We start from the raw sequence: 12859 nt of genomic DNA, 5'->3' as shown, positions 1-12859 counted from the left end.
CGGTCGGGCGCCCATCGGCTCCCACCGGTGAGCCGGCAGGGGTGCCGGGGGTGTCGAGCCGGTCAGTCCGTGGCCTTGCGGGCGGCGATCGCACGGCCGCGGGCCGCTCTGCGCTTCGCCGCACGTCGTTCGTCCTCGCTCAGCCCGCCCCAGACGCCTGCGTCCTGACCGGCCTCGAGGGCCCAGCTCAGGCACTCCTCCCGCACCGGACAGCGGTGGCACACCGCCTTCGCCTGCTGGATCTGCAGCAGGGCCGGGCCGGAGCTGCCGACGGGAAAGAACAGTTCGGGATCCTCTGCACGACAGGCCGCACGGTGTCGCCAGTTCATGGGATTCCCTCCGATGCGTGTCGCGGGCGGCGGATCCGCCGGTCGGACCCGCTCCATGCCGTGTGGTCACGCGTGCCCCAACTTCGGTGATCCATTCAGTGATCCGCGGCACCGGATGCAACGGACTGCCGGCACGTCCTACGACGGCCGCTCGGATCCTTGCGTCACCTCGGGTCCTCGCGGACCGTTCGAGTCGCTCCGCTCCCGGTGGCGCAGCCAGGCGGCCGGCAGGAACCAGCAGACCGCGAACCACGCCACCATGACGGTCACCCACACCACGGCGGTCGTACCGGACGCGGTCACGCGCAGAATCAGCAGCAGCGCCGAGGCGACCGTGCCCAGCAGGAGAATCAGCCCGACCACGGTGAACCGGGAGCCCCAGACCACCGCCTCGGGCTTCAGCCGGTGGCCCGCGACGATGCGGTGCAGGGAGACGGGTGCGATGAGAGCGCCCGTCGCGGCGGCGCCCAGCAGGACCGTCGTGATGTAGATGTTCCGGTCGAAACCGTTCAGGTCGGCGAAGCGTGGCGTGAAGGCCACCGTCAGCAGGAACCCCAGCAGGATCTGCACACCGGTCTCGGCGACCCGCACCTCCTGCAGCAGTTCGAGCCATAGCCGGTCGGCGCGTTGATCCGGATCCTCGTTGTGGCGTGTCGGCGGGCGGTCCGCGGGTGGGGTCATCCGTGCTCGCCCGCCTTCTTGCGGTTGTCGGGGAGGAATTCCTGGATCTTGGCTTTGACGCCTTGCTTGATCATATCGGCGCGGTCGCTGTCTCCCTTGAGGATCGCGGCCGCCGTCGACTCCATCTGCTCCCAGGTGGCGTGCGACGGGATCGGCGGCACGGCGGGATCCGTGCGGAACTCCACCACCACGGGGCCATCGGCGGTGAGCGCGGCGTCCCAGGCGGCGGCGGCCACCACCGGGACGTGGTCGAGCTTGGCGTCGTAGAGGCCGACCTGCTCGACACCCCACTCCCGTAGTCGGGCGAGCAGACGGTCCGAAACCGTTGTGCTCATGGAGCGGCTCCCCTCGATCTGCGTCGGTCTTCGACGCGCGGCGGGTCATGAGGGTGTTCGCGTAACCCGCGCAGCCCGGGACAAACCTCAGGGCGGAGCCGCCAGGTTGCGCCGGGCCGCCGAACGACCGCGCCAGGCGCGTGCTAGTCGGAGGATTTGCCACCCTTGCCGTGAGATTTCCCCTTGCCCTTCCCCTTGGCATTTTTGTGGCCGTTGCCGGTTGCAGCGGTGGAGGCTCCCGGGCCCCGCGATGAAGCCGATGGATGGCGTGAGGTGTGCGCCGGCGCCGTTTCGGGCGGCGCTGGGGAAGGCGGGGCGGGCGGAGCACCGTGCGACGGTGACGACAGGCCAGGAGGGCTGCTGCTGGGTGTGGGGTGCCGGACGGCCGCGTCAGGGGTGGCGGTTCGATCATCCAGGGCCGACAGGGTGACTCCGGCGGCGCCCAGGAGAACACCGGCCGCCAGCGCGGCGAGCAGAGCGCGCCGTCGCCGCGGAAGACCTGCCCGGCCCGGGGGAGGGGCGGGGTGGCCGGAGCTGGATTGCGTGCCGTGGGGCGCCGTGCCGCTCAACGGCACGACGACGGTTGCGTCCGCCGTGTCGAGGGGAGGCGGGTCGGCCGCGTCCTGGAGCAGTTGGGCACATCGGGTGGCGTCGGGCCGGGCGCCGGGATCGGCATGGGTCATCGCTTCGATGACGGACGCCAGCGGTTCGGGCACGCACCGGGAGATCTCCGGGGGGCGCAGCAGTCGGGCGGTGCCGACCTCCGGGGAAGATCCCTGGTACTCCCGCTCGCCCTTGAGGGCTTCGAGCAGGACCAGGCCCAGGCCGTAGATGTCACTGGCGGGTCCGGAAGCCTTGCCGAGTACCTGCTCGGGAGACAGGTATGGGATGGTGCCGACGATCGTGCCCGGCTCGGCGCGTGTGGGTTCGTCGATGAGACGGGAGAGTCCGAAGTCCGCCAGATACGGGGCGTCGTCGGGGCCGATCAGGATGTTGGAGGGTTTCACGTCGCGGTGGATGATGCCTGCCGCGTGTACATGGGCCAGCGCGGAGGCCAGTCGGACGCCGAGGCGCGCCACGTGCTCGCCGCTGAGGGGGCCGTCGGTTAACCGTTCGCGCAACGTGACGCCCTTGACCAGATGCATCACCACGTAGGCACCGCCCTCGTGCCGTCCCATGTCGTAGACAGGGACGAGGGCAGGGTGGGCGAGCTGGCCCAGGAGCACCGCTTCCTTGCAGAATCCGTCCGCTGTCACCGCGGTCGCACCGGGCCTGAACACCTTGACCGCGACCTCACGCGGCAGTTGCAGGTCGGTTCCCTGGAAGACGTCCGCGGTGCCGCCCGCACCCAGCAGTTCGTCCAGGCGGTAGCGGCCGCCGACGATCTCGCCGGCATGAGGGCCGGGGTGCTGAGGTCGGCGGGGGTGGGCCGTCATGCGATCTCCCTGACTGCGTCCTGCGGTGGCCCGCCGTCCACCCGGCCCCTCGAGGCACATGCGGACGGCGGGGATGTGCGACATCAGTCTGATCCGGGGCGCACGGTTCCGCCATCATCCGGCCACTTGCATTCCCACCGGCCTTCTGTTCAGGGCCTGTTGGCCACGAGAGCAGCACGGCATGGTCCGGCGTCGGCCCGGGGAAATCGATTCGTGCGGGCGATCAGGGACCCCTACGCTCCGGTACATGCTGCCTGCCGTGCGTACGGACGAAGAGTGGGACGCCGTTGTCGGCGACGAGGCGGTCATGCGACGCGGGAGCACCTGCTGGTGGATCCGAGCCGGTGGACGCTGAGCGGGCTCTTCGATATCGAGCCCGCCATGCTCGGTGACCGCGCCTACGAATTCGTCGCCGTCGGCCTGTTCGTCTCGCGCGGTGATCCGCGGCTGCTCGGCCGGGTTATGGCTGCCTACGGCCGGACCTTCTCACCTCACGAGCTGATGGCGCACACGCTTCCGCACGTCTACAGCAACCTGCCCTGGTACTTCCGAGAGCTGCCGGCACCGCCCGAGGACACGCTGGACTCATTGGCCGAGACCTGGTTCGGCAGCGCCTGACTCGGCGGGCCGCCCCAGCGACCTCGCCGCGCGGGTGTGCGCCGCGTTTCGGGCCGTCTCGCCCCGCCGCGGATCGGGCGAGTGTGTGCCGGAGGTTGCAGGGCAGGCGCCTTTCGAGGGTCACCCACCGAACAGACCGGAAGGGTCCCCTCGCGCCACTGCACCACGACGGAAGGACTCTTTGTGACTGACAGCATGTGGGGATACCAGGCAGCGTCGGGTCACCAGGCCGGAACGGACCTGACCGGGTTCAAGGTCGAGGCGACCAACGGCAGCATCGGCAAGGTCGACAAGCACTCCGACGAGGTCAGCGCCGCATACATCGTGGTCGACACCGGAGTGTGGATCTTCGGCAAGCACGTCCTGCTCCCGGCGGGGACGATCCAGTCCATCGACATCGCCGAGCGGAAGATCTACGTCGCCCGCGACAAGGACGAGATCAAGAACGCCCCGGAGTTCGACAAGGACAAGCACACCGGCCACTCGGGCTACCACCAGCAGGTCGAGGCCTACTACGCCACCCACCGAGCCTGAGCGACGTTCCGCCGTGACACAGCGCCTCGCCTCGCCTCGCCAAGGTTTGGCGTCCCTCGGCGTCACCCACCCGGCGCAGCTGCGCCCGCACCTGGTTCACCGCCGCACTTCACACCACGCTGTGGTCTCGTACGCGGACCTGTGTGCGGCCGTGCGGCGGTTGCCGGTGTGACCTTCCGTGGGACGATGTTGGGCATGGACGTGGTCAGCAGGAACAACGTGACGGTCACCGGGCAAACGGGTGCGCCGGTGATCATGCTGGCGCACGGGTTCGGCTGCGACCAGAACATGTGGCGTCTGGTGGTGCCGGTGCTGGCCGAGCGCTTCCAGGTGGTGCTGTTCGACTACGTCGGCTCGGGGCGCTCGGACCTGACGGCCTGGGACCAGCAGCGCTACGGCTCGCTGGACGGTTACGCGACCGACGTGCTGGAGATCTGTTCGGAGCTGGAGCTGTCCGACGTGGTGTTCGTGGGGCACTCGGTCAGCGCGATGGTCGGGGTGGTCGCCGCGGCCCGCGAGCCGCAGCGGTTCGGCAAGCTGGTGATGGTCGCGCCCTCGCCCTGCTACATCGACGACCCGCGGACCGACTACGTCGGCGGGTTCAGCGCCGCGGACATCGATGAGCTGCTGGAGTCGTTGGACAGCAACTATCTGGGCTGGTCGGCGGCGATGGCGCCGGTCATCATGGGCAACCCGGACCGGCCCGAGCTCGGGCAGGAACTGACCAACAGCTTCTGTGCCACCGATCCGGGCATGGCCGCGGTGTTCGCGCGCACCACGTTCCTGTCGGACTCCCGCTCCGAGCTGGCGTCGGTCCGCGTACCCACGCTGGTGCTGGAGTGTGCGCAGGACGCCATCGCCCCACGAGAGGTCGGTGCGTTCGTGCATGCCGCCGTGCCCGGCAGCCGACTGGTGACGCTGGAGGCGACCGGGCACTGTCCGCAGCTCAGCGCCCCGCAGGCCACCGCCCGGGAGATCTCGGCGTTCGCCGGCGCCGCCCGGTGATGTGCGGGACCACGGACGGCGAATCCGACCGCTCCGACCGCTCCGCCCGCGACGACAAGGGCCAGGAGCAGGGCAGGGAGCAGGACAAGGACTCGGACGCGTCCGGCGACGACGTGCACGACGCGGAGCGGGCGCAGTTCTCGGCGCTGTTGGAGGACAGCGCCGAGGACCTGTACGACAACGCTCCGTGCGGATACCTGTCGACGCTGCTCGACGGCCGGATCGCCAAAGTGAACACGACGCTGCTGGACTGGCTCGGCCACACCCGCGCCGAACTGGTCGGCCGCAAGCGCTTCGCGGATCTGCTGACGGTGGGCGGCCGGCTGTACCACGAGACCCACTTCGCTCCACTGCTGGCGATGCAGGGCCAGGTCTCCGGAATCGCCCTGGAGCTCAAGGCCGCCGACGGCAGCCGTCTGCCGGTCCTCGTCACCTCGGTGGTCAAGACCGGTACGGACGGGCAGCCGCTGCTGATCCGCACCACCGTCTTCGACGCCCGCGACCGCCGCGCCTACGAGCAGGAGTTGCTGCGCGCCCGCAAGGAGGCCGAGCGGGCCCAGGAGATCGCCGAGGCCGAGCGGATGCGCCTGCACCAGGTCCTGGCCATCCTGCAGAACAGCCTGCTGCCCCCGGCTCTGCCGGAGGTGCCGGGCATGGAGGCCGCCGCGTATTACCACACCGCCTCCGCCGACCAGCTCGGCGGCGACTTCTACGACCTGTTCGCACTCGGCGACGGCCGATGGGGCTTCTTCCTCGGCGACGTCTGCGGCAAGGGCCCCGAGGCCGCCGCGGTCACCTCGCTGATCCGCTACACGCTGCGCGCCGCGTCCCTGCACGCCGGCGACCCGGCCCAGGCGCTGGACACCCTCAACGCCGCGCTGCTCGAGCGCTACACCGGCAACGATCCCCGCTACTGCACCACCATCGCCGGCACCCTCACCCCGCGCGGCGGCGATCTCCACGTCACGGTGGCCAGCGGCGGCCACCCACCCGCACTGCTGCTGCGCGCCGATGGCACCGCGCACTACCTCCCCACCCCCGGCGGCATGCTCGTCGGCATCATGCCCCGCCCCCACTTCACCCCGGCCACCACCGTCCTGCGCCCGGGCGACACGATGCTGCTCTACACCGACGGTCTGACCGAGGCGCGCACCGCCGACGGCCCCCGCTACAGCGAGGACGCCCTGCACGCCTTCGCCGGGACCCTGGCGCCGGCCGGCGCGCAGCAGACCGTCAACGCCATGACCGGCCTGCTGGAGAGCTTCGGGGACGGTCTGGACGACGACACCGCCCTGCTCGCCCTCGGTATTCCCGCCCCTGACACCCACACCGGCGTGGCACGATGACCGATCTGCACCTGACCACTCAACGGACACCCGCGGGCTCGGTCCTGGCGGTGGCCGGCGATCTCGACCACGACAGCGCCGGCCGGTTCCGCGGCGCCGTGGCCCTCATCGCCCTCCAGCCCGGCCAGCTGCTGACCGTGGACTTCGGCGGCCTGACCTTCTGCGACTCCAGCGGCATCACCGCGCTCATCGCCGCCCGCAACCAGGTCCATGAGCAAGGCGCCGACATCGTGCTGACGGAGGTCCCCGCGGTCACCGTCCGCATCCTGCGCCTCCTCGGCCTGGACCAGATCTTCCGCATCCAGCCCGTGCCCGGCGCGGACACCGACCCCGTCGGCTGACCGACCCCTGCGGACGCCCGCAAAGGCCTGGACCTGGGGCAATATGCCTGACTCTCGGCAACACGAAAATCTACCGTGGGTGCGGTAGACATTCGATTCCGAGTGTGGGTAATGTTCCTCTCGTAGCCAAGAAGACAGCAAGGAGCGGCAGACACGAACTGCCGCTCAGCGTGCAGGGCACGGCAAGGGAATCCGGCGGCCGGTGAGTGCGGATGGTCGCAGGGTTGGTTGCCGGGTCCGGCGGCTCGACAAGGAGCCGCCGTGCAGGACCGCAGTTTCTGGAGTACCAGCAGTTCCGCAGGATCCGATGTCCAGATTCGAGCAGGAAGGTACGGCAGCAACGCCATCAGGATCGCTCACACGTCGCGTTCGTGTGGGCACTCGCAAGGCCCCGGATTGGAAGGTGGTCCCCGGTCAGGCATTCACGATCCCCGCACCCCGCGTTCCCCCGGCGCGGCAGTGCGGATACGGCAGGACCGGCGTACAGACGCCGGTAGATGTAGATGGTGTTGAACCGCCCTTTGGGGCCCCGGAAGCCGAGTTCGGCTTCCGGGGCCCCTCCATGTGTTCTCCAGGAGGCCGTATGACCGTCGGACATGAAGAGGTGTGATGAGCGAGCAGCCGCCCGCGACCCCAGCGGACCGGTTCGACGACGAGGACTACCCCGCCTACACCATGGGCCGGGCCGCCGAGATGATCGGCACCAATGCCGCGTTCCTGCGGGCGATCGGTGAGGCCCGCCTGATCACCCCACTGCGGTCCGAGGGCGGCCACCGCCGCTACTCCCGCTACCAGTTGCGCATCGCCGCCCGGGCCCGCGAGCTCGTCGACCAGGGCACCACGATCGAGACAGCGTGCGGCATCGTGGCGCTCGAGGACCAGCTCGACGAGGCGTTGGCGCTCAACGAGGAACTGCGCTGGCGTTCCCACTGATCCCTCCACCGGCGGGTGGGCGCGCCGATCCGGTGCGATGACCGGTCCGGCTCAACCCCGGTCGCTCTCTTCCACGGTGGCCACCTCGATGGTCCCCCTCGGAGAAGCCGGGCCGGCGGACAGGAGCCGGGTTCCGGTCGCGCCCGTCAGCAGCAGTCCGGTGATCATGCAGGTCAGGGACAGTCCGGGGCCCGATGTCCAGTCGACGTCGGATGCGTGGACGCCCAGCACGACAGCCGCGGCGAGCGCGACGCCGGGGACGGCGAGGAGCGCGGGGCGAAGTCGGTGCAGGTCGTCCTCGGCCAGTGCGCCGAGGACCCCGATGCCGAGCGCGAGGGCCCAGACCCCGAGTGCCTGCGCGTCCGACCGGTTGACCGTCCACGGAACGAAGTCGGCCCAGAACCGCGGCCGGGCGAGCAGGCCCGCACCGATGCCGAGCCATGATGAACCAAGGACGGCCAGGAGCGGCTTCGACCAGCCCGGCAGCGGGGTGACCCGCTCCTTGAGCGGCAGGGCGGGCTTCGTGTACTGCCAGCCGACGCACGCGACCGCGGCTGCGGCGAGCACGCCGAGCACGACGATCCAGCCGAGGCTGAACAGGACGAGGATCACGGACCCGCCTTCCGCCAACTGGAGGTTCCCGGCGTTGCCCAGGCTCACGCCGAGCAGGCCGACGAGCACCACGGCAAGCGGGAGAACGAGGGTACGGACCTCCTCCCAGACGCGGGCCCGGCCGATCACCAGCAGGCCGGGCGACACGCCGAGCATCGCCGCACCGATCAGTCCGGGGGTCAGCGCCTCGGGCGACTTCCAGGCTCCGAAGGCGTGGCCGGCGAGGCTGACCGCGGCCATGAGCGCGCCGACCAGGAGGCTGACGATCGCCACGGCGACGGCCAGCATCGCTACGGCCGGAGTGAGTTCACGGCCACCGGAATCCGTCGCCGGTGTGACAGCGGGACCCGTGGTCCCGGACAGATCCATTGCCTCGGTCATCTGCACTCCGTCTCGGATCGTCTCTCAGATCGTCTCTCGGGTGGTCCGGGCTACGTGCGGTGCGACGACCGGTGCTGCGTGCGGTGCGACGGCCAGGGTGGTGTGCGCGGTCGGCGACGGGACCTGGCGCGTGCTGCGCGCGGTGGTCAGGCCCTGCCGCTTGACCAGCTCGCGGCCGTACATGACGCGCAGACTGACCACGGCGGTCGCCGCGAAGGCCAGCACACCGCAGCCGATGCCCACTCCCGCCGACAGGGCGGTCGCCCGGTCGAGATCCAGATAGCGCTCCAGGGGCAGTGCCGCGGCGACGGAGAACGCCGGGGCCAGGCACAGGCCCACCAGATGTACGCGCCACTCCTCACGCGCCCAGTTCCTCCGGTTCCGGCCCGCGCTCCGCTGGCGCACGAACATGACCGTGTACGCCGCGGCATACGGCACCAGGTACGCCGCCAGAAGGCGATGTCCTTCCGCGCCCCGGCTCAGGTAGAACCTGACGATCCAGGCCATCGCGGCCGCGCCGGCGAGATGCGCCGCGACGAGCACGGGCGTCGGCACCCAGGTCCCGGTCACCCCGGTCACGGAGGTCCGCCGGTCCATCGCCCGCGACGCGACCAGCGCACCGAACACCACCACGGAACCGAGATGCATGATCGCCACCCGGTTGATCTCCTCCATGGACAGGCCCGGGAAGAACCAGGGGAGCGCGCCCCACTCGAAGCGCAGCAGCGGCGCGGTCATGAGGTAGCCGTAGCACAGCAGCATCCACCGTTGGTGCAGGTCGGGGAAGCTCCCGACGGCCGCGAAGATGCCGAACGTCACGCTCATCACCGTGCCGATCAGGATGGTGGTGAGATCGATCCAGAACGCCGCCCCGCTGAACGCGTCAGCCGGTGCCGTACGGACCAGGTAGATCGCCGCGCCGGTCATCGAGACGTAGACCGTCACCGCGAACACCACCCCGGTGGCACGGTGCAGACGGGTGCGCCGCCGTACCGCCGTGAGGAACTGGACCGGCCCGAGCAGCATCAGCGCGCCGCCGAGGACGGAGTGGATGATCATCGGCAGCAGGACGCGACCGTACGGCCCGACCCGTGTGGCGACCGCGTCGGCGACATAGCGCCCGGACACCATGCGGGACAGGAACCACTCCCCGAAGGCCGGGGCGCCGGGGCGCGCGTACGGCCACAGCTCGGTCATCGCCATCGGCGCGTAGCCCACGCAGACGGCCACGAGGGCGATCGTGGCCACGCGGGCCCAGGGGATGCTCCTCGGACGCTGCACGGCGGCTCCCTCGATCGCGACCCTCGATAGTCCTCTTTGGACTATCGAGAAGGTAGAGGCGATCCGCCGTCGTGGTCAACCTTCCCGGCATCACGATCCGCGCTGATCCACCCACTGCCAGAAATCGACCATCATGCGCTCGTAGCGGAGCCCGAACTCGAGCGCTTCGCGCTGCCCGCGCGTGAGCAAGTCGCCCACGCTCCCGGTGAGTTCCTCGTACTCGGCGAGCGTGCGATGGTGCTCGGCGATCTGCACCGGGGCGATGACCTCCGGTCTGGCGCCGAACCACAGTTTCAGGATGCCGCGCTCGCGCGCCTCGACCGGTACGAAGGCCGGGTCGGCGAGCCACTCCTCCAATGCGGTCTTACCGGCCGCCGTCACCTTCATCACCCGTCGGTTCCGCGCGTTGGTGTCCCGGACCTCCGACAACAGGCCCGCTCCCAGCAGCCGGTCGCACTGCGCGTACACCTGCGCATGGGGCATCGACCAGAACGGAGCCACCGTGCGGGCCGCCTCGACCTTCACGTCGTACGGGCTGGCCTCGCCCAGCTTGTCGATGATGCCGAGCACGAGGAACGAAGGTGGAGTCAACCGCACATCAGCCATGTCACGACCGTATCGCGGGGGCCGGCGGGGGGAGTACGGCGCCGGCTCAAGCGCCGCCGTAGCCGGGTGAGTCGTCCTCCGGACGGTCGGTCGCGCTCAGAGTGGGACCGAGCCGCGACTCCAGTGTGCCTGGGGGCAGTCGTGCGCCCTCCGACGCCTTCCCGTCGACATCCGACGTGATCCCGGCGTAGTACAGCGCGCGGAATGCGGTGGCCGTTGGGCGGTCGCCGCCGGTAGCCCGGTCGTCCGAACAGCGCACGGGGCCGCAACCGTTCACGGCTGCGGCCCCGGGACGTGCGGTGCTCGTGGGTCAGTGCTTGAAGGCGTCCTTGATGTGTTCGCCGGCCTGCTTGACGTCGCTCTTGGCCTGGTCGGCCTTGCCTTCCGCTTCGAGGCGTTCGTTGCCGACGGTCTTGCCCGCGGCTTCCTTGATCTTGCCCTTGGCCTTGTCCGCGGTGTTCTCGGCCTTGTCTTCGGTGCCCATGCGTTTCCTCCAAGATCGGTGCCGGTGTGGCACTGGGCCGCCTACCCAGGTCGGCCACGGCAATGCCCGTTCTTTCCGATTCCATCGGTAGCAGAACCCTGCTGTCCGCGCCGCCCGAGGCGCTGCGCCGCAACGAGCGGAAATTCGGGTGACTGAACGATTCAGTCGGGGGTATCCGCTGGTCAGGAGGTTGATAACCATGGGTCCACTGCTTTTGGTTCTACTGCTCGCCCTGATTCTTTTCGGTGCCGGTTTCGCACTGAAGATTCTGTGGTGGGTTGCCGTTGTCGTACTGGTGGTCTGGCTGCTCGGTTTCGTCATGCGCGGTTCCGGTGCCTCCGGTAGCCGCGGCCGTTGGTACCGCTGGTAGCGGTCGCACGGCACACCACAGAAAAGGGTCGGGCCCCGGTACTACCGGGGCCCGACCCTTTTCTGTTCAGGTTCCGTTCAGGCCGGAGCGTAGCGCTGCAGGGTGATTCCGCTGCGAAATGCCTTCGAGTCCAGCAGCTTCAGTCGCGGGACTTCGTACCCCTCGGGGAAGAGCCGGCGGCCGCGGCCCTGGACCGTCGGATAGACGAATAGCCGGTACTCGTCGACAAGGCCCGCGTTGATCAGCGAGTGGGCCAGGCTGATGCTGCCGGTGAGCACGATGTCCTTGCCGCCCTCCTGCGCCTTGAGTGCGGTCACCTCCTTGATCGGGTCGCCCGCCAGCACGGTCGAGTTCTCCCACTGCGGGTCGGTGAGGGAGGAGGACACGACGTACTTCTGCACCTGGTTGAGGTAGTCGGAGATGCCCGTGGTGTCGTCGGTCAGCCGCGGCCAGTAGCCGCGAAAGTCCTCGAACGTCTGCCGGCCCAGGAGCAGGGCGTCGGCCCGGCGGTCCTGCCGGTGGCTCTCCTCCAGGACGTCGGCCATGTCCATCTGGCCCTGGCCTTGTGGGTCGAACCAGTTCGTGAGCATCTCGATCGAGCCGTCGACGGTGATGTTCTGGGTGATCGCGAGTGTGCGCATGTCTCGCCTCTCCTGCGAGGGTGCTCGTTCCGACCCTTGTACGACTGCCTCGAACGCCGAAAGTCATCGCTGGGAGCCCCGCCGGCGGCTTGTCGCACCCGCACGTGGCACGTGGCACGCCGCACGTGGCTCAGCTGGCGAACCGGTTGACGTTGGTGACCTTGCAGGTGATCGTGCCGCTGACCTGGTCCGAGCCCGCCGCGGACGTCTGCACCTTCTGGCCGGAAGCCACGCTGGTGCTGCCGGTGATTCCCTCGGAGACGCGGGTGCCGTCCGGTTTGTCGAACTCCACGGTGACGACGTAGCTCGACCTCTTCGAGGAGTGGTTGGTGATCTCCAACCTGGCCGTGGGGAGGCCCACGGTGGAGTCCACGTCACAGGCCGTGATCCGGACGTCGTCGGCAGGCGGGTGGTCGCTGTTCGTCACCGAAGGGATATCGGTCTTGGAGCTGGTCCCGGCGAACACCAGGATCAGGACGACGACGAGCGCGATGACGGCGACGACCGCTCCCAGGCATCCGAAGACGCAGCCCCGCCCGAATCTGCTCTTGTTCTCCGGCGGGGCGGGCGGCCCGTAGTTGTGCGGCGGCTGCCCGGCGGGCGGCTGCTGCCAGCCCTGCCCTCCGGGAGGAGGGTTCCGATGCTGCCATCCGGCCCCTGAGGGAGGCTCGGGAGGCCCCGTCTGGGCGCCTTTGGGGGAGCCCCACGGCTGCTCAGGCGGCGTGGGCTGCTGTGGCGGAGTCGGCTGATCGTCGCTCATACACCCACACTGCGGCCTCGGCCGAGCACCAGCAGGAGGACTAGGGCCTGTGTGATGTCGTGATCAGTGGGTTGCTCGTAGGAGGTCGTCGATCCAGATCATCGAGGCGCGGAGTTCGAGTCCGGCGAGGTAGCTCTCGGGTGTCTTGTCGAAGCGTGTGGCGATG

Annotated in this window: 15 protein-coding genes and 2 pseudogenes; 7 read left to right on the top strand and 10 right to left on the bottom strand. The window is 69.6% G+C overall.

Annotated elements, in window-relative coordinates:
• Positions 1-62: 62 nt before the first annotated feature.
• From G3I60_RS18635 to G3I60_RS18620, 4 genes and pseudogenes are all read right to left on the bottom strand, one after another.
• Positions 63-329 carry a WhiB family transcriptional regulator gene (locus G3I60_RS18635; RefSeq protein WP_164294081.1) on the bottom strand — a complete coding sequence of 89 codons (267 nt, stop codon included), beginning with the start codon at positions 327-329 and terminating at the stop codon, positions 63-65.
• A gap of 138 nt (positions 330-467) precedes the next feature.
• Entirely contained in the window at positions 468-1010 is a 543-nt protein-coding gene (locus G3I60_RS18630; protein ID WP_239069975.1) for a DUF6328 family protein, read from the bottom strand.
• A pseudogene (locus G3I60_RS18625) lies at positions 1007-1237 on the bottom strand (thiamine pyrophosphate-requiring protein); the annotation flags it as partial. The gene G3I60_RS18630 and the pseudogene G3I60_RS18625, both read right to left, overlap by 4 nt.
• A 251-nt stretch (positions 1238-1488) precedes the next feature.
• Entirely contained in the window at positions 1489-2781 is a 1293-nt protein-coding gene (locus G3I60_RS18620; RefSeq protein ID WP_164294080.1) for a serine/threonine-protein kinase, read from the bottom strand.
• Positions 2782-3096: 315 nt separating this feature from the next.
• Between G3I60_RS18620 and G3I60_RS18615 the strand changes: the two are divergent.
• The 6 genes and pseudogenes from G3I60_RS18615 to G3I60_RS18590 form a co-directional block, all read left to right on the top strand.
• Positions 3097-3399: pseudogene (locus G3I60_RS18615) on the top strand (phosphotransferase); the annotation flags it as partial.
• Positions 3400-3582: 183 nt separating this feature from the next.
• Positions 3583-3933, top strand: a complete 351-nt coding sequence (locus tag G3I60_RS18610; RefSeq protein WP_164294079.1) for a PRC-barrel domain-containing protein — start codon at positions 3583-3585, stop codon at positions 3931-3933.
• Between the two features lie 195 nt (positions 3934-4128).
• Positions 4129-4938 carry an alpha/beta fold hydrolase gene (locus G3I60_RS18605; RefSeq protein ID WP_164294078.1) on the top strand — a complete coding sequence of 270 codons (810 nt, stop codon included), beginning with the start codon at positions 4129-4131 and terminating at the stop codon, positions 4936-4938.
• Positions 4938-6284: a PP2C family protein-serine/threonine phosphatase gene (locus G3I60_RS18600; protein WP_164294077.1), complete on the top strand. Its 1347-nt coding sequence runs from the start codon at positions 4938-4940 to the stop codon at positions 6282-6284. Before G3I60_RS18605 ends, G3I60_RS18600 begins: the two co-directional genes overlap by 1 nt.
• Positions 6281-6625 (top strand): STAS domain-containing protein, encoded by a 345-nt coding sequence (locus G3I60_RS18595; protein WP_138355408.1) that lies wholly within the window; start codon positions 6281-6283, stop codon positions 6623-6625. The genes G3I60_RS18600 and G3I60_RS18595 overlap by 4 nt, the downstream gene beginning before the upstream one ends.
• Positions 6626-7234: 609 nt before the next feature.
• Positions 7235-7558: a MerR family transcriptional regulator gene (locus G3I60_RS18590; protein WP_164294076.1), complete on the top strand. Its 324-nt coding sequence runs from the start codon at positions 7235-7237 to the stop codon at positions 7556-7558.
• A gap of 51 nt (positions 7559-7609) precedes the next feature.
• Here the strand turns inward: G3I60_RS18590 and G3I60_RS18585 are convergent, their stop codons facing one another.
• The 4 genes from G3I60_RS18585 to G3I60_RS18570 form a co-directional block, all read right to left on the bottom strand.
• Positions 7610-8551 carry a hypothetical protein gene (locus G3I60_RS18585; protein ID WP_164294075.1) on the bottom strand — a complete coding sequence of 314 codons (942 nt, stop codon included), beginning with the start codon at positions 8549-8551 and terminating at the stop codon, positions 7610-7612.
• 24 nt (positions 8552-8575) lie between these two features.
• Complete coding sequence (locus tag G3I60_RS18580) at positions 8576-9832, bottom strand: DUF2306 domain-containing protein (RefSeq protein WP_343241036.1); 1257 nt, start codon at positions 9830-9832, stop codon at positions 8576-8578.
• 90 nt (positions 9833-9922) lie between these two features.
• A complete protein-coding gene (locus G3I60_RS18575) occupies positions 9923-10402 on the bottom strand; it encodes a PadR family transcriptional regulator (RefSeq protein ID WP_244809688.1) in 480 nt (159 codons plus the stop codon).
• 346 nt (positions 10403-10748) lie between these two features.
• Positions 10749-10922 (bottom strand): CsbD family protein, encoded by a 174-nt coding sequence (locus G3I60_RS18570; protein WP_138355412.1) that lies wholly within the window; start codon positions 10920-10922, stop codon positions 10749-10751.
• Between the two features lie 199 nt (positions 10923-11121).
• On the opposite strand from G3I60_RS18570, the gene G3I60_RS18565 reads away from it, so the two are divergent.
• Positions 11122-11292, top strand: coding sequence for a hydrophobic protein (locus G3I60_RS18565; protein ID WP_187145171.1), 171 nt, complete (start codon positions 11122-11124; stop codon positions 11290-11292).
• Between the two features lie 77 nt (positions 11293-11369).
• On the opposite strand, the gene G3I60_RS18560 is transcribed toward G3I60_RS18565, so the two are convergent.
• A complete protein-coding gene (locus G3I60_RS18560) occupies positions 11370-11933 on the bottom strand; it encodes a dihydrofolate reductase family protein (RefSeq protein WP_138355413.1) in 564 nt (187 codons plus the stop codon).
• A 130-nt stretch (positions 11934-12063) separates the two neighbouring features.
• Entirely contained in the window at positions 12064-12693 is a 630-nt protein-coding gene (locus G3I60_RS18555; protein ID WP_164294074.1) for a hypothetical protein, read from the bottom strand.
• Positions 12694-12859: the final 166 nt, after the last annotated feature.

This window comes from Streptomyces sp. SID13666, from assembly GCF_010548325.1.
Lineage (GTDB): Bacteria > Actinomycetota > Actinomycetes > Streptomycetales > Streptomycetaceae > Actinacidiphila > Actinacidiphila fildesensis.
The sequence above is the reverse complement of the archived record's forward strand: the minus strand, read 5'-3'. Positions and strand labels throughout refer to the sequence as shown.